Origin of the sequence: Staphylococcus lugdunensis (assembly GCF_002901705.1) — a bacterium.
GTDB classification, from domain to species: Bacteria; Bacillota; Bacilli; order Staphylococcales; family Staphylococcaceae; genus Staphylococcus; species Staphylococcus lugdunensis.
Map to the genome: position 1 here is coordinate 1,047,594 of NZ_PPPV01000012.1, position 23,178 is coordinate 1,070,771.

The window sequence follows — 23,178 nt, forward strand, 5'->3', positions numbered from 1 at the left end:
TGAGACTCCTGAGGGAGCAGTGCCAGTCGAAGACAGGGGCCCCAACAGATAGGCTTTCGAAAAGAAAGCCATCGGACAAAGCAAGTTGGGGTGGCTGAGACGGCACCCTAGGAAAGCGAAGCCATTCAATACGAAGTATTGTGAAAATAGAGAACAGCAACAAGATATTTTCTAATTGAAAATGATCTTACTGCTGTTTTTCTGAGATTTATGTCCCAGCCTCTCTCAATTTTTATCTATTATGTTTAATTTAACTGAACTTTTAACAATTTTAATGCCTGTACGACGTAGTGACGTAGCTGAACACCCATTTTAAAATCTGTAACCGATTCGGGCATATCTATAAATGTGTTAAACATGGCTGTCACATGATAGTTCGCAAATAAATCAAATTTATCGCTTGTTGCACAAATAGCTATCGCTGGTTTTTGATGCTTTTCTGCAAGTTCTGCAATACGAATCGTTGTAGTTTCCATTAGACGATCTTCTTCTTTCAAGCCTTCTCCAAAAATAATTAAGTCTGCTTGCTCAATTAACTGATCTAAATGTGTAATTTGATCAACAAGTTCGTGACTCGTTACAATTTCGGCATCATATAAACCTTTCAAGATACCAGCTATCCCTCCACCGGCACCACCACGTTCTATTGGGCCAATTGCTATTTTTAATTCATTTTTAATAAGTTCCCCTAAGTACCAAATCAAATTATCCACTTCAACTGCTGTTTCTCTAGAGATTCCTAGTGTTTGATATGATTGCATCATTTCACTATTCTTACCATATAGTCTGCTTGAAAAATCAGACATAACTTGAATGTTCACTTCTGCAAGTTTATCATTAACAGCTGTCAAATCCATATGTCTAATATATTTAATTATTTGTGCACCTTTTGTTGCATCAAGCGGCTGTGCCTCATCATCATAAAACGTTGCCCCTAACGCTTGAAGCATGCCGATGCCACCATCAAAGCAATCGAGTCCTCCTAGTGAGATAACAAGATGTTTTGAGCCATTATCTAGCGCAGTATTTATCATTTCACCGAGCCCATAACTTGTTCGTGCAGTAATTGGCTTTTTCCCTTTTACAAATAAGCTACCTTCTATAACTGTCGTTCCTTGCTCTGTTTGCCCATATACACTTTCAACCTCATTCATATCCGCATCGTGTACATTAAGTCGATATTTAGTGCCTGATTGCCATAAAAAAACCGAGTCCATAAGTTCATGACGTCCATTAAATAATGGGACTTGTACAATATCTGCATCACTAATTTCACTGGCAACCGCTTCTTCTACATAACGGTTTGCCTGATAACTTGAAATGATATCTTTAAATTCATCCATAGCTACTAATACTCTCATCAACAATCACCTCATTAATTCTTTCAAAATCTGTATGTCAATCACTTTCGTTTCTCATCTAACATGATTAATATTTATTATCAACGTCCATTATACATAGCATACCATCTTTTTTCATATTATAAGAAAAAGAGCGGGTAAAAGTCGGTTATGACTTTATCTTCCCGCCCCGAAGTATCATTTTTATCGTTTAACTACATTTTAGATTGCTATAACTTCAAATTTATTATTCTTCTGCTTGAGCTAAAGAGGACACGTTAATATCTCGATGACTCGCATTCCACACCGCTTTGCCATCAACAAAATAAAACGCTTGTGGTGATTCGTGTTTCACTTGTGTTTTGTCAGCAATATAATCAGATAATTTTCTTTCTTCTTGCACAATTAAATAATAACCGTCCATATCTCTTTCATATAAAAACTTATTGAACTGATCATAAGCATTTGCAGATATTGGACATGTGTTACTGTGTTTCAATACAAATACGTATTTATTGTCTTCTAGTACCTGCTCAAACTGGTCAATCGAACTCAGCTTTATAGCCATTCTATTCACCTCTAAAATTTTATCATTTTGTGTAAGTTCATTGATTTCATTTTCATTAATTACTCGATTAAACTACTCAGTGGGTTCAATTATACACATTATATAAGATGTTGTTAACCAATATTTATTAATTTGCATATATTAATAATGTAATATAACAACTTAATGCTGTTTCTGCTTTAATCTTTGATAAAAGTCGTCATCAAGTTTACTTAGGTCTTTACCCTCTTTCGGCAGTTGCTCAACATTAATTTTTTTAATTTGATTACTTAACTTAATTGTAGTGACACGCGTTTCGTAGTAATTTTGTAAACTATAATACATTTCAATGGCATTTTTACGTGCACTATTGACATTTTTGTCAGTAATATTCGTTTGATTAATATCTAGAATTTGCTTTTTAATTAATGGAATAATATGACGATCTACCTCGTCTTCTGGATGTGATTTTTGACTATTATTCAAATATTTTTTGGCAGCATTCTTTAAGTCCTCGTTGTTATTTTCTAGTTTTAGCGTTAATTGCTTGGCATCTTCTTGATTTTGAGCATTTTTTATATCTTCTTCAACTTTAGAACGTTTCTTCTCAAATACTTTTGTATAGTCTAAAATCTCTTCATTGGCTTTTATAGATTTATTACACAATTCTATGAAATCCATTAATTCATTTATTTTAGCGCGTTTCTGTTTAACTGTCGCTAAGTAATCTTTCTTTAATGTTTTGGCTTCTTTAGTCTTTGCTGGGGTGGATTTCGCTAATTTTTCATATTTTTCAAATGTAGGCAAAAGATGTCGATGCATATCTTTTTGTAATATTTCAAAATCCTTTTTATTTTTATCGGTTGTATCAGTATTACTTAATTGTTCGATTTGTTTTAATTGGATGCTATCCATCACTTTTTCAACATCTTCTTGTTTAGCTTCTGCAGGTGCTAAGTCTTTTTCAAATTGCTTGGCTGCAGATTGTTTATCGTTGCTACATGAAACGAGCAATAAACAGCATAAGATAATAGAAATAACGGTAAATTTTCTCATATTTGCACTCCTATCAACAAACATTATACAGAAAGCTATTTATAAAGAAAATAAATTATGTTATATTATGGCAGAATTTGACTTTACAAGCCAGGGGAGCTCGCCATGTACGCACAAGTCCAACCATTCATACAAGATACTCAAATGTTAAACGATTTTGCTCATCGGTACAAACAAACGAAAGAATTATTATTTCAATTACTTGATTCACCCGTTCAATTCACACAGCATATTGGTGGCACACGCCATATGAAGTACCCTACTGAACCTATTTTAGATATTTTAGTAGGCGTTGAAAATTTACATCAAATTACTGCTTTAGATGAAAAAAGATTAAACTATGTTGGATTCTATCGTTTGCATCATGCTTATCATAAAAAAGTGATGATGGCTCAATTTAATAATTTGACTGAATTAAAACAAATCAGTCGTCTACATATTATTCAGATGTCTCACCCTATTTTCAAGCAATATCAAACAATTGACCATTTATTAGAGACAGATATTTCATTTGCAACACAATTTGCTAGCTATAAAGAACAGATTATCTCACAACAAACAAGCATTAGAAGTTATGAAGCACAAAAAGAGGCATTTTTTATACATATGACTCAACATAGAAATTACAAGTTATAAGTGTAGGTAGATTTCTGTAATTATATGCTAAAAGTAGCGTCTATTTTTCAAGCAATTCAATTATAAAGTTGCTATAATAAACATTAGATTATAGAAGTAAGGAAAGGATGTACTTATTTTGAGTCAGGAAGACATCTTAACGGATTTAAAGAAGCTCGTACCACGTGACATTATCAAAATAAACGAGCCACTTAAGCATTACACTTATACTAAAACGGGCGGTAATGCTGATTTTTATTTATCTCCAACTAAGAACGAAGAAGTTCAAGCCATAGTCCGCTATGCAAGACAGCATGATATTCCAGTTACATATTTAGGTAATGGTTCAAACATTATCATTCGTGAAGGAGGTATTCGTGGCATTGTCATTAGTTTGTTGTCATTAAACCATATTGCTGTTTCTGATGATGCCATTATTGCTGGTAGTGGTGCAGCGATTATTGATGTATCTAAAGCTGCAAGAGATCATGCTCTAACTGGTCTAGAATTTGCTTGCGGTATTCCTGGTTCCATTGGCGGCGCTGTCTATATGAACGCTGGTGCTTATGGTGGGGAAGTTAAAGATTGCATCGATTACGCTCTATGTGTAAATGAGCAGGGTGATTTACTTAAATTTACCAACCAAGAATTAGAACTTGATTATCGAAACAGTATTGTGCAACAACAACATTTAGTTGTACTAGAAGCTGCTTTTACTTTAGCGCCAGGACAATTAGATGATATACAAGCTAAAATGGACGATTTAACTGAACGTCGTGAAAGTAAACAGCCATTAGAATATCCTTCTTGCGGCAGTGTTTTCCAACGTCCACCTGGACATTTTGCTGGTAAGTTGATCCAAGATTCTAATCTTCAAGGTCATAGAATTGGTGGTGTTGAAGTGTCTAAAAAACACGCTGGCTTTATGGTTAACGTAGATAATGGCACTGCCACAGATTATGAAAATTTAATTCATCATGTTCAACAAGTGGTCAAAGAAAAATTTGATGTAGAGTTGCACCGTGAAGTACGTATTATTGGTGATCCTCCTGACAAACATTAAAATGTCGAGGTGACCTTATTATGCCAATTGTATACGGTTCAATTGTAGATCATGAAACAAGATGCATTCACTATCATACACAATTAGACATTATTGCAATTAAATTCAAATGCTGCCAAAAATATTACCCGTGCTATCAATGCCATAATGAGCATGAGCTTCATGAAATTGAACGCTGGCCTGAACACGAATTTGATATTAAGGCAGTAATGTGTGGCGTGTGTCGGCATGAAATGACAATTAATAAATATATGTTGATTGAAAACTGTCCACAATGTAGCGCCCACTTTAATAATCGTTGTAAATTTCATTATCATTTGTATTTCGTAATATAAGGCTTTATATCCCTCTGTTGCTTAACAAATTGAATATTAAAACTGTATCACTCAGATAAGAATCTGGGACATTATTAAGTTTTAAGCTATGAACTAAATATTGGCCATAGTTGACTGGATTGAAAATACGCTGATACCAAGTATATTTCAATCCTAGTCAACCTTGCGGGGCGGGACTATGAATTCATTATAAATGTTGTCCCGCTCCCCATTTATCACTTAATCAAATTAACAAAGTACTTTCATACAAATCAATCGCATCATTTTATAAATACTCAATGTAAGCGAGAATGAAAATTTAAAATCACATAACAAGACAATCTTAATTTTACAAAAAATGATGGCATCAATAACAAAAAACGGCAATCTCTATTTTATTTCAATAGAAATTGTCGTTTTTGTTTAAATTGGAATTGATTTAAATTCCAGATATTATTGGTTATACATTAGCTAAACAAGATGTCTTGAAATTTAGGATACCTTTATAGTCATTTTTATTTTTCTACTTGATCTAATATATGGTTTAAGGCCTCGATTTGTTTAATTGTTGTTGTTGTACCACCAGCACTAAAGTACCATAATTTAGGATCAACTTCATATACATGACCTGATTTGATAGCTTTAACATGTTTAATAACATCATTTTTTAGTACCTGTTTGGCTGATGATTTACCGCTAACAACTGAACCTCTATCCATAGCTAAAATAATATCAGGATCTTTTGAAGTTATATATTCATTATTAATATTTTGACCATGTGGACTTGCTTTAACATGTTGATCTGCCGGTTTAAATCCTAATGTGTTAAATAGTAAATCACCAAAGCGTCCACCTGGACCAAATGTTGATAATTCACCTTCATTTACTAATAGATACATCAATGATTTATCTGTTTTTGCTGTACGTTTTTTCGTATCTGCAATTTTTTTATCTAATTCGTCATTTAATGCTTTGGCTTTATCTTCTTTACCGTAAATTTTACCTAAATCTGTAGTTACTTTTTTCATATCTTGTAAATAATTTTTTTCACTAGAACCTACATAAACAATTTTGGCATTCGGCGCTGCTTTTTTAAATTCATCTAAGTTTTTTTGACTTGCCGTACGTCCAGAAATATAAATGACATCTGGTTTTGCTTGTGCGACTCTATCAAAATTAACTTCTTTCATTTTACCAGTGTTGATGTATTTATCATCTTTAAATTCTGATAAAAATTGTGGTACTGATGACACACCTTCACCTTTAGGTAACGCTTTAATCGTATCTTGCACACCAAATGCTTTCATCAAATCCACTGCAGCATAATCAAATACAACTGCACGTTTTGGATTTTTAGGCACTTCTACTGTGTCTTTAATTGTTTTAGCATCACTACCATCTTGTTTCTCTCCGCGTGCTTTATAATTGTTAACTATTTTAACAGTGTCTTTTGTATTTGATGACTTAGCATCTGAGCTTTTATTTCCACTATCTTTACCACATGCCGCTAATACTAAGACAATACTCAAAATTAAAAATAAGATGCTTTTTCTCATAGCTGTATTTCTCCTTTTAATACAATAAATTTCACGTCTTGTTTGCTTTCTGTCGTCGTTAGTTCTATTAGATTAAGTCATAGGTACCCCTCCCACTATAAATTTTATGATTACTATATTTTAGAAAGTAAGTCATCATTATTAAAATAAAGACAAATTTTTTGTCCTCTAATTTCTTCAATCGCAACTGACATATCATATAATCGATTCAATATATGGCTGTCGATAACTTGATCTTTAACGCCCTCTTTTATTACATAACCATCTTTCAATGCAATAATATAATCTGAATAACATGATGCAAAATTAATGTCATGTAAGACGATGACGATTGTTTTATTAAAATCACGGCATAGGCGTTTTAACGTTTGCATAATTTGTACTGAATGTTTCATATCTAAGTTATTAAGTGGTTCATCTAATAAAATATAATCCGTGTCTTGAGCAATTGTCATTGCGATATAGGCACGTTGTCGTTGCCCACCTGACAATGCTTTTATATTACGGTCTCGAATGTGTTGTAAATTTAATAATTTAATGGCTGATTCCACATGCTCCATATCGTCTTTATTTAAGCGCCCTTTACAATACGGAAAACGTCCAAACTGAACTAACTGCTCAACTGTAATATTCATATCCGTATGGTTTGATTGCTTTAATATGCTTAACTTTTTTGCTAAGTCTTTATGATTAAAGTCTTTGATTGCATGACCTTCTATGACAATTTCACCTTGATTATGCTTAACAATTCGACTTATCGCTGATAATAATGTACTTTTCCCAGCGCCATTGGGACCGATTAATGAAGTTAATTTTCCACGTTGAATTGTCACTGTAATATCATGTAAAATCTCTTTCCCTTGTATAGATTGCGTTACGTTTCTCACTTCAATCATGACGACTGTCTCCTTTTCATTAAAAGATAAATAAAGTAACTACCACCAACTAAATCAATAATAATGCTGACTTCTGACGTAGCATCAAATAAGTTTTCAACGATCCATTCTGCAACGAATAAGCCAATCCAACTTAAACATATTGTTACTGGAATCAATATTTTATGTTTGTAAGTACGCATATATTCATGTGCAAGGTTTACTGTTAATAGACCTAAAAAAGTGATTGGTCCAACTAATGCAGTTGAAATAGATACCAACATACATACCAAAATGAGTACACCACGGATCACACGTTCATAATTAATACCTAGGTTAATTGCTTGTGCTCTACCTAGAAGTAGTACATCTAAGTATGCTGCACTTCTATACGCAACTACTACAAGCACAATAAGAAAGATACCTGATAGCCAAACTAATGTCGTATTAGAACCATTAAAATTTGCGAACATCGCACTTTGAACAGCTAAAAATGCATCAGGATCCATGATTAGTTGAATGAAATTCGTAATACTACGAAAAAAGGTTCCTAAAACAAAGCCAACCAACAGAATGAAATAAACTGAAAAGTGACCTAACTTGAAAATACCTTCAAATAATATTAATGAAAACACAACCATTGTCATGAGTGTGATCGCAAAGTTAATATAGATGTTTGTTTGAATCTCAGATTGTATACCAAATAAAAATACTGGTAAAACTTTGACAAATAGATATACAGAATCCAAACCCATGATAGAAGGTGTTAATAAACGATTTCGCGTAATAGCTTGAAATAATACCACTGCTGTACCAATTGAACCACCAACCAATAAAATTAAAAGCGTTTTACGTAAACGACTTTGAAGTTGATAATCAAAAATATCAGGGTCTAAACCAACAAACAAATAAAATATTGCAGCAATTATCGTAATTCCAATCAGTAGGATTAATTTTTTATTCAAGCTCATTAGCATAATTTTTCCTACCTTTCATTAATAGGATTAAAAAGATAATGGTTCCAAAGACACCTATTGTTAACCCAATATTGATTTCATATGGAAAAACGATTAAACGACCAATAATATCAGAAATAAGCACAAAACAAGCGCCTAATAACATCGTATGTGGCAAGGTATTCTTTAAATGATCTCCTCTATAAATAGAGATAATATTAGGAACGATTAAGCCTAAAAATGGTAACGTACCGACAGTTACAACGACTAAGGCAGTCATCGTTGCAGTAATAAAAAGCGCGATATTAACCATTAATTCATAATTCACTCCCAAATTATGACTAAATTCTTTACCCATACCGACAATTGTAAAATACTGTGCAAACGCATAAGTCACTATTAAAAGTGGAATACTTAAATATAACACTTCATAACGTCCACTTGTAATAATGGCAAAATTACCATTTAGCCAATTACCTATACTTTGTACCGCATTGGTCCTTAACGCAATAAACGTTGTAAAACTTGACACAATACCACCTAACATAATGCCAAGCAACGGTATAAAAATAACTTCTTTCACCTGTATAAGGGATACTAATTTTACAAACAAAGCAGTACCAATTAAGCTGCAACCTACTGCAAACAATAGTTTTAACATAATTGGACTTTCAGGAAAGACAGTAAGTGAGATTAAAATACCTAATTTTGCCCATTCCATGGTTCCGGCCGTCGTTGGACTCACAAATTTATTTTGCATCATATGTTGCATCATTAAACCTGCTAGTGCTATAGAACTACCAGAGATTAAAATACTCACGGTTCGTGGTATACGACTTGAAATCAAAATATTTATCTGTTCTGAAGACAGATGAAAAATATCCGTTAAAGCAAGTTTACTCACACCGACAAATAACGACACGATAGTTAAGATGATGACAAGGGTCACTAACACATAGCTTTTCAATAAAAATTTCATTTTCATTAACCCCAACGTATATATTGAATGCGATAATGATAATCATTATCATTTATTATATTATCGCCCACTACCTTATTTGGCAATACTTATTTTAGAATATTCTGAAATTTATACTTATATTTATAGAAAACCTGTTGTATTTAATTAAAAAAGTGGACGTAAATGCCTTCAACCAATTGTCTGCCCACTTTATTATTTTTCTTAAATTAAGACCTATTATGACTAAGTCAAGTCCTCCTGCCCCTTGTTTATTCATCAAACTGACACTCGAGCAAAAGTCAAAATATCACTCATCAACTCAGATTGAGTAAATTCAGAATGAATGTAGATATATAAGCATTTTAGGACGCTATGATACAACGTCTGGACAAATTGTTACGACTCATGTGACAAAGCACATGATATTCAAGATTAGCTGAAGGTATAGACTCGTAAGAAAGCAAACCAATATTACAAATTATTGTAAATAGAACAGCCAGTAAATGAATTTATAAGAAAACTCATTTACTGGCTAATTTTTCTAGGAATGATATCCCCACTTCAACCATTATGGATAATTATTTTTGTGCTTTATCTAATACTTTATTTAGCTCATCAATTTGTTTAATTGTTGTAGAAGTTGAACCAGAACTGAAGTACCATAATTTTGGATCTAATTCAAAGGCATTATCTTCTTTGACTGCTTTAACATCTTTAATGACATCATTACCTAACACTTGTTTAGCAGTTGATTTACCACCAACAACAGAACCTCTATCCATCGCTAAAATAATTTCAGGATCTTTCTTAGTTATATATTCATTATTTACATTTTGACCATGTGGGCTTGGTTTAACATCTTTATCTGCTGGTTTAAATCCTAATGTGTCAAAGACTAAGCCACCAAAACGTCCACCAGGGCCGAATGTTGATAACTCTCCCTCATTTACTAATAAATACATTGTTGATTTATTTACTTTTTTTGCTTTAGTTTTGACGTCAGCAATCTTATCGTCTAATTTCTTGTTTAAATCTTTTGCTTTGTCTTCTTTATTGTAGATTTTACCTAAATTTGTTGTTACTTTTTTCATGTCATTCACATAATTTTTCTCACTAGCACCAACATAAACAACTTTCGCTTTTGGTGCTGCCTTTTTAAATTCATCTAAATTCTTTTGGCTTGCTGTTCTTCCAGAAATATAAATGACATCTGGTTTAGCCGCAGCAATTTTATCAAAATTAACTTCTTTTAAGTTACCTGTATTCTCGTATTTATCTGATTTAAATTCATCTAAAAATTTTGGTAATGAAGCATTATTTTCACCTTTCGGCAAACCTTTAATTTGATCTTCTACACCAAATTCTTTTAATGTATCGAGCGCACCGTAATCTAAAACAATAGCTTTTTTAGGATTTTTAGGAACTTTTACTGTGTTTTTTACTTTTTTAGCGTCACTACCATCTCTTTTATCGCCTTGTGCTTCAAAATTATTATTAATTTTCACTGTGCCTTTTGATTCGCCACTCTTTGTTTCTGAATCTTTAGATTGATTACCACATGCAGCTAGCACTAAGACTAAACTTAAGATTAAAAATAAAACTGTTTTTTTCATTTTATATATAACTCCTAACGTTTTAATATTTATTGTTGAATTATAAAGCTATTTTTAATGATTAAAGCTTAATACTTCAATGGTATCCCCTCCTTATTTTGCTCTAGTATTGATAATTAAGTGACATCTTCTACTAATTGTTCATCAAAATAAAGACAAATTCGTTGTCCTTTAATACTTTCAATCGCAACATTCATATCATAAAGTTCTTGTAATACCTCTTTTTGAATTACGGCATCCTTTTCATCAGCTTTAACTAATTCACCATCTTTTAAGGCAATAATGTTATCAGAATAGCAAGAGGCAAAGTTAATATCATGTAGGACAATAACAATCGTTTTATTTAATTCACGACATAACCGACGCAGTGTTTGCATTATTTGAACTGAGTGTTTCATATCCAAATTATTTAAAGGTTCATCTAATAATATGTAGTCAGTATTTTGAGCAATGGTCATTGCAATATATGCACGTTGTCGTTGTCCACCAGATAATGTTTTTAAATCTCGCTGACGTATATCTTCTAAATGTAATAAATTTATTGCATAATCGACTTGTTCATAGTCAGCTTCTTTCATTCGACCTTTTGAATATGGAAATCGTCCAAAATTGACAAGTTGTTCTACAGTGATGTTCATGTCAGTATGGTTTGTTTGCTTTAATATACTTAATTTCTGTGCTAAAAGATTTTTTCTATATGCAGCAATATCAATATCCTCTAATTCTATTGCACCGCTATCGTGTTCGATAATTCGACTAATCGCTGATAACAAGGTGCTTTTTCCAGCACCATTAGGTCCGATAAGTGATGTTAGACGGCCTTTTTTAATATCAACTGATATATCTTTTAATATTGCTTTACCTTGAATCGATTGCGTCATATTTTTTATCCGGATCAATTTGTATTTCTCCTTTTTATTAATAAGTAGATAAAATAACTACCTCCAATGAGATCGATGATAAGACTGACTTCAGTAGTCGCTTCAAATAAGTTTTCAACTATCCATTGTGCAACAAACAAGCTTATCCACCCCATCAATATGGTAGCTGGTAAAATATATTTATGTTGAAAAGTTTTCATAAATTCATGTGCCAAATTTACCGTTAGTAATCCTAGAAAAGTAATAGGACCAACAAGAGCCGTAGATATAGAAACTAATAAAGCCACTAGAATAAGCAACAATCGTGTTACCCTTGAATAATTTACACCTAAGTTCATTGCTTGTGCCCTGCCAAGCAGTAAGACATCTAAATAAGGTAAAATAACAATGATAACAATGACAAGCGTGCACAATAAAATAGCTGAGCCAATGACTAAATTAGAATTAGATGCATCAAAATTTGCAAACATCGCACTTTGTACTGCTAAAAATGAATCAGGATCCATAATTAACTGAATAAAGCTTGTAATACTTCTAAAAAATGTCCCTAAAATAACGCCAACTAGCAGAATAAAATAAACTGAGAAATTGCCCACTTTAAACATAAACTGAAACAAGATTAAGGCAAATAACACCATTCCCACGAGAGTGAGTGCAAAGTTTAAATAAATATTCGTCACAAATTGTGATTGTGCACCTAATAAAAAGATTGGTATAACTTTGGCAAATAAGTAGACACTATCCAGTCCCATAATTGAAGGTGTCAACAAGCGATTTCTCGTAATTGCTTGAAAGACAACTACTGACGTACCAATCGCACCACCTACCAAAATAATTAAAATAAATTTACGAAAACGACTTTGAAACTGATAGTCAAAAATCTCATAATCTAGACCAACAAATAAATAGAATAAAGCCGCAATTACTGTGACACCAATAAGTGCGCACAGCTTTTTATTCAAAGTCATTTGCATAATTTTTCCTACCTTTCATTAATAAGACAAGGAAAATCACTGTGCCAAAGACGCCAATCGTTAAGCCAATATTTATTTCAAATGGATAAACAATCAGTCGTCCTATGATATCTGAAAACAACACAAAACATGCGCCTAACATCATTGTATGTGGGAGCGCGTTTTTCAAATGATCCCCGCGATATATTGAGATGATATTGGGAACAATAAGTCCAAGAAAAGGTAGTGTTCCCACTGTAACAACTACAAGTGCTGTAATACTAGCCGTAATAAATAATGCAATTCGAACAATCTGTTCATAATTCACACCTAAATTGTGGCTAAAGTCCTTACCCATACCAGCAATGGTAAAATGATTGGCAAAGATATATGTAATGATTAATAGTGGAATGCTTAAATATAAAATTTCATAACGCCCACTCGTGATAATGGCAAAATTCCCATTAAGCCAGTTACCAATGCTCTGTACTGCGTTTGTTCTTAAAGCAATAAATGTCGTAAAACTAGACACTATGCCACCCAACATAATACCAAGTAAAGGTACAAATATAACTTCCTTCACTCTTATCATCTCGATTAATTTTACAAATAAAAAAGTTCCAAAAAGGCTACATAAAACGGCAAAAGCAAGTTTCAGTAAGATATGTCCTTGAGGAAAGCAAACGAGAGAGATAAGTATACCTAGCTTTGCCCACTCCATCGTACCTGCAGTTGTGGGACTAACAAATTTATTTTGCATCATTTGCTGCATAATTAAGCCAGCTAATGCTAATGTACTACCAGAAATCAGTATACTTACTGTCCGAGGTATACGGCTCGAAAGCAGTATGTTTAACTGTTCTTTTGTTAAATGAAAGATATCAGTAATTGATAATTGGCTAACGCCAACAAACAATGAAATGATTGACATTATCACTAAACAAATAAGCAGTGTATAGCCTTTTAATAGCAATTTCATTTCCTACATGCTCCTTCAATAATCTACAAATGCTCGCGAAGATAAATCCTTCGACAATGATAATCATTATCATTTATTACTATCTTATCGTTTATAAATATGTTTTTCAATATGTTTTTTTATTTTTGATATTAATCAAAACTACAGATAAATTGGTTAAATCTATTAGTTATTTTGTTATAACAATTATGATATTTAAATAGCTGAGTAAATTATGATTAATGATTGGCAGCCATAGTAGCGGATTGTTTTGATTAGACGTTAATATGCAACTGACAAATTGTCATGGTATTGAAGCTTCACATAAAAAAACAAACCCAACGATTAGTCAGGTTTGTTCATTAGCATATCTTATTTGCTATTATCTTTTAATTTTCAAAAATGAAATCTTCGTCACGTAACGCTTCAACATTTAATGCTAATGTGTAGCCATCACCTTTAACTGAGAAGAAGTCATGATTTTTAGTCGTTGTGTCTAAGGCATTTTCAATAATTGGATTAAAATCTTTTTCCTCAAAGTAAGGATCAAATCCCAAGTTTGATAATGCTTTATTACCATTGTATTTCACGTAGTTCAATACATCTTCAGTTAAACCAATGTCATCGTAAAGCATATGTGTATAAGAGACTTCATTACTATATAAATCTTCTAACAGTATATACATTTCTTTATCCGCTTGTTGTTTTTCATTTTCAGATAATTCATTGCGTAAACTTTGTGCATCAATACCAGTAAAGACACCATGAATTGATTCATCTAGAAGAATTTTACGGATAATTTCGCCCGACGTTGTCATTTTACCTTGTCCAGCAAGATAAAGTGGGTAGTAAAAACCAGAATAAAATAAGAATGTCTCTAAAAATACGCTTGATACCCGAGCAATATATTGATCATAAATTGAAGCTTCTTTACCCCAAAGCTTATGATAGTTTTCGATAATTTTATCTGCTTTATATTTTAGGTGTGGTTCTTCAATTACCCATGTATCTAATAAATAGTTTGTTTCACTAGATGGCAAAAGCGTCGTAAAAATATGAGAGTAGCTTTTAGCATGAATTTGTTCCATCATGGCCATAAATGAATAAACTGCTTTTTTACGTAAATCAGTTGTATGTAGCATAATCAATGGCATACCATCATCTGCTTGATGTGTGTCTAGTCCAGTCAATCCAGCTAGTGCTCTCTTAAATGTATTTCTCTCATCATCCGTTAACGTCTTCCAACTTGCGATATCTTTTGACACTTTAAACTCTGTTTCCACCCACATTTGTGAGATGTTTTGACGCCAAAACATATTTGTCATATCTTCTTGTGTATTCCAATTGACTGCCTTCATATAATGATAATTCCTCCTATCGTTTGTTTATAAGTCATTCATATTAACAATTGGCGTATATGTGCACAAAAAGCAAAAGCATTTCTGCAAAGCGTTTGCGAATTGATGACATACCTAACCTATCTTGTTTACTGTATTACTTTATATGGGGTCCAGCTTGCTTTACTCGTTAAAATGCAGATTGCATTTCTCATTGCTAAGACCCCGGTTTTCTCTTTAAACAGAGTCACGTGTATTGTTTAAATTGCACAGCTTGTACATTCTTCTACACTTAATAGTTTGTTACGTGTGTAATATAACGATTTAAGTCCTTTATAATGGGCATACACATATAGACGTGATAATTCACGTGTAGAAATCTCTGAATTTACATATAAAATTGTTGAGATTCCTTGGTCAATATGCGTTTGAATTGTTGCAATTAAATCGATTAACTTCATTTGATCAGTATTAAATGCTGATTTATAGTACCACATTGTTTCAGGTGATAAGAAAGGCATAGGATAAAATGTTTCAGCATTTCCATATGTACGGCGTTCTATTTGATCAACGATAGGCATAACAGAGCTTGTTGCATTCTGTACATATGAAATACTTTGTGTCGGTGCGATAGCTAAGCGATAAGCATGATATAAACCATGTGCTTCAACTTGTTGCTGTAAAGCTTTCCAATCTTCAGCAGTAGGAATTTCTATTCCTTCGAATAACTGTTGAACTTTAGCGAAACGTGGTGTGATATCTTGTGCCGTGTAAAAACTAAAGTATTTTCCATTTGCATAATCTGATTGTTCAAAATCTTGATATACTTGGCCACGTTCCTTAGCAATTTGCATTGAGCGCTCAAGTGAATAATAGTTCATCATCATAAAGAAGACATTCGCAAAATCTTTTGCCTCTTCAGACTCATAACCAATTTTATTTTTTGCAAAATAACCATGTAGGTTCATTACACCGAGACCTACTGAATGTAACTCACTATTAGCTTTGCGCACACCTGGTGCATTTTGAATATTCGCTTCATCACTTACAACAGTTAACGCATCCATACCTGTAAATACAGAATCTCTAAACTTACCTGTCTCCATCACATTAACAATATTTAAAGATCCTAAATTACATGAGATATCACGTTTAATTTCATCATCAATACCATAGTCGTTAATAATTGATGTCTCTTGTAATTGGAAAATTTCTGTACACAGATTGCTCATTTTAATTTGACCAATATTAGAATTAGCGTGTACTTTGTTCGCATTATCTTTAAACATTAAATATGGATAACCTGATTGTAATTGTGTTTGTGCAATTGTATTCAACATTTCACGTGCATCTTTTTTCTTCTTGATTATATTAGGATTGGCAACCATATCATCGTAATACTGCTCTAAATCGATATCATCAAGTGTTACACCATACTCTTGTTTAACTGTGTGTGGCGCAAACATATAAAAATCTTTTCCTTCTTTAGCTAAATCAAAGAATTTTGATGGCACAATTAAGCCTGTTGAAATCGTTGATAGACGTAAATCCTCGTCAGCATTAACCTTTTTAGTATCTAAAAATTCTTCAACATCATAGTGGAATATATTTAAATATACAGCACCTGCACCTGGACGTTGTCCTAGTTGGTCTGCATAACTAAATCCACCTTCTAGTGATTTTGCGACTGGTAATACCCCTTTAGCCACACCTTTAATTCCTTTAATTGCTTCACCACGAGCACGTAATTTAGATAAATTAATGGCTACACCGCCACCGATTTTACTTAATTGTTTTGCTGTTGAATCAATAAAGTTAATAGAATTTAAACTATCATCTACTTCTAATAAAAAGCATGAGACTAATTCACCACGTCGAGCGCGACCTGCGTTTAAAAATGTCGGCGTCGCTGGTTGATAACGTTGTTCTACCATGGCTGAGATAAATTGTTTTGCTTGTGCTTTATTACCATTAGCTAAATACAGTGCTACGATTGTCACGTGCTGATTATAATCTTCCAAATATTGTGATTTATCATTCGTTTTTAACGCGTAATCTTTATAAAACTTACTTGCTGACATATAACTTGCAAAGTTAAATTCAATTGACTTGGCAAAATCAGTTATCTCACGTAAGTCTATCTCACTATATTTATCGAACACATTAAAATAAAAATCATGGTCTACTAAATAATGTAAGCGCTCAATTTCGTCATCAAAGTAAATTGTTTTATCGTGAATCTCTTCAAGATAAACCTTTAATGCTTCTTGATCTTTCTCTAAATTAAAGAAACCACTCTCTTTACGTTTGGTTACTTCATTATTTAGTTCAATATGATTGTATTTTTTCTCGTTCATAATTTTCATTAAATTGACCCACCTTGTCCTTAAATTCTTTCACGTCACTGTTTGATCCTTGAACCTCAAATTTCATTAGTAATGGCACGTTATATTGTTCAGAAATCGTCTGTCCAGCCTTCGCAAAGTTTTGTCCCCAGTTGCGATTGCCGCTTGCAGCAACTGCTTGCAAGTGCTGATGATTGACTTGTAGAAATTGCTGTACTTCTTGTGGCACTTCACCAAAGCCAATTGTCCCTGTTACTAAAATATAAGGCTCATTTACTTCTTCTTGACAATTATCTTCTGTTATTTCCATAACATCTGATAATTCGGTTCTTTTAATAAATCGTTGAACATTTCCTGAAAATGAAAAATAAATAACTTTCATTTAATCGCCTTCTTTCATCAATCTTGTATTAAAAAATAAAGATTTCTTGCTAGAAACCGAATTGCACTAGTATTGCATGGATATGTGTCGTGTTGTTTATAACATGTTCATTTGTTACTGCGTACTATGTTGTTTAGTATAAATTCATGTTATGTTCTAAAATACGTCATAACAAATTAAACGCTATCGCTCATTTTTTCTGTGCTGATGAAACATCATTAGACTATCATTTATGTCAGTCATCCATTTTATAGTTGTTCAATGCCTCATATAAACACTACATCTTGTGTATAAAGCAAAAACGAACTATATGTATAATAGTAAAATTTCTCTAATGCATAACGAATATGGTGAGAAATTAGCCTTATTTAGTGTTATTTCGCTTAAATATTGACTTTTTTATTGCATTCTATTTTAGAAGTAAACACTATATATTGTGTTGGTTTTCAAAATCCAACACAACATTCTGTGTTTCATTATACATAATATCCTTAATTATTAAAAGTTTGAGATTGCTACTTAACGTTCGGAATTTCGAATAAACGTGCGTCACTGTAAGTTTAAAATAGCTCAAAAAAATATTTTACATTTTTGTGAGCATTAATGCTTGCATTTATAAAATTTTTCTTAAATAGCTTTATCGTCCGGGTTGGCGTCATTTTTGAAGCTATTAATTCAAACATAAAAATATGGCATACAATCTTAATTTAAAATTCTATACAAATATTCCGGATATTTAATTTGTTTCCAAATAGAACGTATGTTCGTTTTTTAATTATAAACGATTGCATTATATATTTCAAGTTCCAATGCATAGATTGCTTTTTTATGCTATCATATATAAGTTAAAATTTATTATTGGGGCGATTAACAGTGAATCCAAAAGTGAAAGGTATTATTGCTATCCTCATTTCTGCTATTGGCTTTAGTTTTATGTCAGTTTTTTTTAGACTTGCCGGTGATTTACCTGTCTTTCAAAAGTCGTTAGCACGAAATTTTGTTGCTATGTTTATACCCTTATTTTTTATTTATAAATATAAACAACCTATGTTCGGTAAACTTCGTAATCAACCATTATTGATTGGACGGTCTACCCTTGGGTTGATTGGCGTATTACTCAACATCTTTGCCATAGATCATATGGTGTTAAGTGATGCCGATACACTAATGAAACTTAATCCATTTTGGACTATCCTATTAAGTTTACTATTCTTACATGAAAAAGTGCGAAAATATCAAATATCTGCGATGATCATTGCCATTATGGGTATGTTGCTTATAGTTAAGCCCGAATTTTCTTCTGCAATGCTTCCATCATTAGCAGGATTATTTTCAGGAATATTTGCTGCATCAGCTTATACATGTGTGCGCGCACTGAGCAGACGTGAACAACCTTACACGATTGTTTTTTACTTTTCATTATTTTCCGTGATTGTGTTGATCCCGTTTTCCATCGCAACATTTGAGCCAATGACAACAACCCAAATACTATATCTTTTAGGTGCAGGGCTTGCAGCAGCTGTAGGTCAAATAGGTATTACATTAGCTTATAGTTTTGCTGCGGCGAAAGATATTTCAATATTCACGTATGCTTCTATCATTTTTACTGCACTATTTGGTTTTATTTTATTTGGCGAAACACCAGATATGTATGCTATAGTCGGCTATATTATTATCATTAGTGCAAGTTACTATATGTTTGACCAAGCACGACGTGAATCAAATACACAACAATCACATTAAAGGAGCGGTAATATGACTCAAGGACGTCAAGAAGAGGAAATGAAAGACATTACATTATTAGGTAACCAAAATAACAATTATCAATTTGATTACCGTCCAGATGTATTAGAAACATTTGTTAACAAACATCAAGGAAGAGACTATTTCGTTAAATTTAACTGTCCAGAATTTACGTCACTCTGCCCTATCACAGGTCAACCCGACTTTGCTACAATCTATATCTCATATATCCCGAATGTTAAAATGGTTGAGTCAAAGTCACTAAAACTATATTTGTTTAGCTTTAGAAATCACGGCGATTTTCATGAAGATTGTATGAATATTATTATGAACGATCTTATTGAGTTAATGGATCCTCACTATATTGAAGTATGGGGTAAATTTACACCTAGAGGTGGTATATCTATAGATCCATATACAAATTATGGTCGTCCAGATACTAAATATGCACGCATGGCCGAACATCGTCTGATGAATCATGATATGTATCCAGAAAAAATTGACAACCGCTAGTTTGATTATTTAAAGTTATCCATCACCACTAATTGTGACAACTTAGTGGTGATCTTTTTTTATTTACAAAATATTTTACAAAATGTTCTTGCATATTTATTAATAAAAGCGTATTTTATTAATATCATTGAAATTCAGTAAGTATTGCGTATGTTGATTGAATTCCATTTTACTGAATATTCTTAATATTTAAGCATTTCAAAATAATATTGCTAATAAATTGTCAGAATAGTAAAATTTATTTACTGAGTTTCAAATTGAAAGTACAGAAAGGTTGGGATGTTATGGCATCACACAATTCCCATGAATTAGCAGTTGAAAAAATTCCACAGAAAGGTTTCTTTGGACACCCTAAAGGCTTGGGCGTATTGTTCTTCGTAGAGTTTTGGGAACGTTTTAGTTACTACGGCATGCGTGCAATGCTTATTTTTTATATGTACTATGCTATCAATCAAGGCGGATTAGGTATTGATAAAGCAACTGCCATGTCTATTATGTCCGTATATGGTGCATTAATTTACATGTCATCTATTCCAGGTGCCTGGATTGCTGACCGTATCACTGGAACACGTGGTGCGACATTGATTGGCGCCGTCTTAATTATTATAGGTCACGTATGTTTGAGTTTACCTTTCCAAATGTTTGGATTATTTGCATCAATGTTCTTTATTATTGTTGGTTCTGGCTTAATGAAACCAAATATTTCAAATATTGTTGGTCGTCTATACCCAGAAAATGATGTTCGAATTGACGCTGGGTTTGTTATTTTCTACATGTCAGTTAACTTAGGCGCACTCATCTCACCTATTATTTTACAAAATTTCTTAGATGTGAATAACTTCCACGGTGGTTTCTTAATTGCAGCTATTGGTATGGCTTTGGGATTAGTTTGGTATATTTTATTTAACCGTAAAACATTAGGCCAAGTCGGTATGCAACCGACTAACCCGCTTACTGCTGAAGAAAAGAAAAAATACACATTTATTATCGGTGCTATAGTTGCTGTGATTACAGCTGTATTAGTTGTCACTTACTTGACAAATACATTGTCATTTAACTTAGTAAGTAATACCGTACTCGTACTTGGTATTGTTTTACCAATTATCTATTTTGCAACTATGATATACAGTAAAGATGTCGATGATACTGAACGTTCACGTGTGAAAGCCTTTATTCCTTTATTTATTCTAGGTATGATTTTCTGGTCTATTCAAGAACAGGGTTCTAATGTCTTGAATATTTACGGACTAGAAAAATCAGATATGCATTTAAATATATTCGGTTGGACAACTCGTTTTGGAGAAGCTTGGTTCCAATCTATTAACCCTTTGTTTATCCTATTATTTGCACCACTTATTTCATTAATGTGGATGAAAATGGGTAAAAAGCAACCTTCATTGCCAGTTAAATTCGCTCTTGGTACATTTTTAGCTGGACTATCATATTTAATTATGGGCTTAATTGGCGTTTCTTATGTATCAACAACATTTAGTGTCAACTGGGTTATTTTATCTTATGTCATTTGTGTAGTTGGGGAACTTTGTTTATCACCTACTGGTAACAGTGCTGCTGTTAAACTCGCACCAAAATCATTCAATGCACAAATGATGAGCGTGTGGTTGCTTACTAATGCATCAGCGCAAGCAATTAACGGTACAGTCGTGAAGTATATTGATGACTTAGGTCAAACTACATACTTTATCCTTCTCGGTAGTATTGCTGTTGTCGTAACGCTTATTGTTCTTGCCTTCACACCAATCATTAAGAAAGCCATGAAAGGTATTCATTAATCACATTCTTATAACAAGTAAAAACATACTAAGATTAGCTATGAAGAAATCTATGACGATAGATTTTTTCATAGCTATTTTTTTATAGTTATAGAGCCTGGGACATAATTATGTTTTAAACTATGAATTAAATATTTACAGTAGTTGACTGGATTGAAAATACGCTTATACCAAGCTTTTTTCAATCCTAGTCAACCTTGTCGGGGCGGGACTACGAATTTATAATGAATTCTGTCCCGCTCTCACATTTTTTGTATTACCATACACTAAATCTTAAAATTAAGGGTAAGTATGTAAAGTGATACCTTTTAGAAAGAAGGCATAATTATGACAGACAAATACAATCATGGCGTATTATTTTATCATGAACACAGTGGTTTAAAGGATATATATAATGGTTTAGGTGAAGTGACAAAAGCATTAAGTTCAATATGTAAACAGCTATCCATTCAAGTGAGTGAAAACGAAGGAGACATTATTAAATATTGTCAGAAGATTAAGCAAGGTGATTATGGTCAAAAAATTGATATTTTATTTATTTTAGGTGGGGATGGCACCGTTAATGAAATGGTTAACGGCGTGATGAAACATCAGCTAGATTTGCCTATTGGTATTATCCCAGGTGGTACGTTTAATGATTTTACAAAAACGCTTAACATTCATCCTAACTTTAAACAAGCTAGTGAACAACTTAAATATGCACAAATTGGTCAGTATGATGTCATTCAAGTGAATAAAGAATTCGCCCTTAATTTCGTTGGGCTAGGTTTGATTGTGCAAAATGCAGAAAATGTGCAAAACGGTGCGAAAGATATATTTGGCAAATTAAGTTATATCGGTTCAACCGTAAAAACATTAATGGATCCGAGTAACTTTGATTTTACTTTAACAATTGATGGTGAAAAAACAACTGGCAATACTTCAATGCTGCTTATTGCGAATGGTCCTAATATTGGAGGTAGTCGTATTCCGCTCACAGATTTATCACCACAAGATGGTAAATTGAATACATTTATTTTTGACGAGCAAAGTTTCAGCATATTAAATGATATTTTCAAAAAAAGAGATAGCATGAACTGGAATGAAATCACTCAAGGTATTGACCATATCTCAGGTAAGGATATTCGCATTGATACAAAACCGATCATGAAAGTAGATATAGATGGTGAAATTCGACTAGAAGCGCCGCTTGATATTAAAGTGTTGCCCAAAGCATTAAAATTATTAACCATCCCTACATAAAATTGATAAACAATTTGGGACATAAATATAAAGGATTAAAATTACATGTTAATACGTAGTATTTATGGCGAGACTCCCGAGGGAGCAGTGCCAGTCGAAGACAGGGGCCCCAACAAAGAGAAATGCGAAAAGCATTTC

The 23,178-nt window shown here is 32.8% G+C and carries 21 protein-coding genes; 7 read left to right on the forward strand and 14 right to left on the reverse strand.

What is annotated here, in order from left to right; translation table 11 throughout:
- Nucleotides 1-245: 245 nt before the first annotated feature.
- From CD041_RS05725 to CD041_RS05735, 3 genes are all read right to left on the reverse strand, one after another.
- Nucleotides 246-1,361: a glycerate kinase gene (locus CD041_RS05725; RefSeq protein ID WP_070647864.1), complete on the reverse strand. Its 1,116-nt coding sequence runs from the start codon at nt 1,359-1,361 to the stop codon at nt 246-248.
- 226 nt (nt 1,362-1,587) lie between these two features.
- Nucleotides 1,588-1,908: a bacillithiol system redox-active protein YtxJ gene (gene ytxJ, locus CD041_RS05730; protein WP_002459728.1), complete on the reverse strand. Its 321-nt coding sequence runs from the start codon at nt 1,906-1,908 to the stop codon at nt 1,588-1,590.
- Nucleotides 1,909-2,070: 162 nt separating this feature from the next.
- Entirely contained in the window at nt 2,071-2,943 is an 873-nt protein-coding gene (locus tag CD041_RS05735; protein WP_070647863.1) for an EMYY motif lipoprotein, read from the reverse strand.
- A gap of 105 nt (nt 2,944-3,048) precedes the next feature.
- Here CD041_RS05735 and CD041_RS05740 point away from each other — a divergent pair, with 105 nt between their 5' ends.
- The 3 genes from CD041_RS05740 (at nt 3,049) to CD041_RS05750 (ending at nt 4,956) form a co-directional block, all read left to right on the forward strand.
- Entirely contained in the window at nt 3,049-3,579 is a 531-nt protein-coding gene (locus tag CD041_RS05740) for a GrpB family protein (protein ID WP_080606624.1), read from the forward strand.
- A 115-nt stretch (nt 3,580-3,694) separates the two neighbouring features.
- A complete protein-coding gene (gene murB / locus CD041_RS05745; protein WP_070647861.1) occupies nt 3,695-4,621 on the forward strand; it encodes a UDP-N-acetylmuramate dehydrogenase in 927 nt (308 codons plus the stop codon).
- A 20-nt stretch (nt 4,622-4,641) separates the two neighbouring features.
- A complete protein-coding gene (locus tag CD041_RS05750; protein ID WP_002459732.1) occupies nt 4,642-4,956 on the forward strand; it encodes a CHY zinc finger protein in 315 nt (104 codons plus the stop codon).
- A gap of 494 nt (nt 4,957-5,450) precedes the next feature.
- On the opposite strand, the gene CD041_RS05755 is transcribed toward CD041_RS05750, so the two are convergent.
- The 11 genes from CD041_RS05755 to nrdI form a co-directional block, all read right to left on the reverse strand.
- Nucleotides 5,451-6,491 (reverse strand): ferrated catecholamine ABC transporter substrate-binding lipoprotein SstD, encoded by a 1,041-nt coding sequence (locus CD041_RS05755; protein ID WP_002459733.1) that lies wholly within the window; start codon nt 6,489-6,491, stop codon nt 5,451-5,453.
- A 113-nt stretch (nt 6,492-6,604) separates the two neighbouring features.
- A complete protein-coding gene (locus CD041_RS05760; protein ID WP_070647860.1) occupies nt 6,605-7,387 on the reverse strand; it encodes an iron ABC transporter ATP-binding protein in 783 nt (260 codons plus the stop codon).
- Complete coding sequence (locus CD041_RS05765) at nt 7,384-8,343, reverse strand: iron chelate uptake ABC transporter family permease subunit (protein WP_070647858.1); 960 nt, start codon at nt 8,341-8,343, stop codon at nt 7,384-7,386. The genes CD041_RS05760 and CD041_RS05765 overlap by 4 nt, the downstream gene beginning before the upstream one ends.
- Complete coding sequence (locus tag CD041_RS05770) at nt 8,324-9,301, reverse strand: ABC transporter permease (protein ID WP_002492143.1); 978 nt, start codon at nt 9,299-9,301, stop codon at nt 8,324-8,326. Before CD041_RS05770 ends, CD041_RS05765 begins: the two co-directional genes overlap by 20 nt.
- Before the next feature lie 560 nt (nt 9,302-9,861).
- A complete protein-coding gene (locus CD041_RS05775; protein ID WP_070647857.1) occupies nt 9,862-10,896 on the reverse strand; it encodes a ferrated catecholamine ABC transporter substrate-binding lipoprotein SstD in 1,035 nt (344 codons plus the stop codon).
- A 116-nt stretch (nt 10,897-11,012) separates the two neighbouring features.
- Complete coding sequence (locus CD041_RS05780; protein WP_070647855.1) at nt 11,013-11,795, reverse strand: iron ABC transporter ATP-binding protein; 783 nt, start codon at nt 11,793-11,795, stop codon at nt 11,013-11,015.
- A complete protein-coding gene (locus CD041_RS05785; protein ID WP_002459739.1) occupies nt 11,792-12,751 on the reverse strand; it encodes an iron chelate uptake ABC transporter family permease subunit in 960 nt (319 codons plus the stop codon). The genes CD041_RS05780 and CD041_RS05785 overlap by 4 nt, the downstream gene beginning before the upstream one ends.
- Nucleotides 12,732-13,709 (reverse strand): ABC transporter permease, encoded by a 978-nt coding sequence (locus tag CD041_RS05790; protein WP_002459740.1) that lies wholly within the window; start codon nt 13,707-13,709, stop codon nt 12,732-12,734. The genes CD041_RS05785 and CD041_RS05790 overlap by 20 nt, the downstream gene beginning before the upstream one ends.
- 368 nt (nt 13,710-14,077) lie before the next feature.
- Nucleotides 14,078-15,046 (reverse strand): class 1b ribonucleoside-diphosphate reductase subunit beta, encoded by a 969-nt coding sequence (gene nrdF, locus CD041_RS05795; RefSeq protein ID WP_070815431.1) that lies wholly within the window; start codon nt 15,044-15,046, stop codon nt 14,078-14,080.
- A 239-nt stretch (nt 15,047-15,285) separates the two neighbouring features.
- Nucleotides 15,286-17,391 (reverse strand): class 1b ribonucleoside-diphosphate reductase subunit alpha, encoded by a 2,106-nt coding sequence (nrdE, locus tag CD041_RS05800; RefSeq protein ID WP_002459742.1) that lies wholly within the window; start codon nt 17,389-17,391, stop codon nt 15,286-15,288.
- The gene (nrdI, locus tag CD041_RS05805) at nt 17,354-17,752 is read right to left on the reverse strand and encodes a class Ib ribonucleoside-diphosphate reductase assembly flavoprotein NrdI (RefSeq protein ID WP_002459743.1); all 399 of its coding nucleotides are present in this window, start codon (nt 17,750-17,752) and stop codon (nt 17,354-17,356) included. Before nrdI ends, nrdE begins: the two co-directional genes overlap by 38 nt.
- Nucleotides 17,753-18,625: 873 nt before the next feature.
- Here nrdI and CD041_RS05810 point away from each other — a divergent pair.
- The 4 genes from CD041_RS05810 to CD041_RS05825 all read left to right on the forward strand — a co-directional run bounded on the left by CD041_RS05810 (nt 18,626) and on the right by CD041_RS05825 (nt 23,040).
- A complete protein-coding gene (locus CD041_RS05810) occupies nt 18,626-19,495 on the forward strand; it encodes a DMT family transporter (RefSeq protein WP_002479354.1) in 870 nt (289 codons plus the stop codon).
- Between the two features lie 12 nt (nt 19,496-19,507).
- On the forward strand, nt 19,508-20,008 hold the full coding sequence (queF, locus tag CD041_RS05815) for a preQ(1) synthase (protein ID WP_002479355.1): 501 nt from the start codon (nt 19,508-19,510) through the stop codon (nt 20,006-20,008).
- A gap of 284 nt (nt 20,009-20,292) precedes the next feature.
- On the forward strand, nt 20,293-21,798 hold the full coding sequence (locus CD041_RS05820) for a peptide MFS transporter (RefSeq protein WP_070647849.1): 1,506 nt from the start codon (nt 20,293-20,295) through the stop codon (nt 21,796-21,798).
- A gap of 327 nt (nt 21,799-22,125) precedes the next feature.
- A complete protein-coding gene (locus tag CD041_RS05825) occupies nt 22,126-23,040 on the forward strand; it encodes a diacylglycerol/lipid kinase family protein (protein WP_002479357.1) in 915 nt (304 codons plus the stop codon).
- The last annotated feature ends 138 nt before the right edge of the window (nt 23,041-23,178 follow it).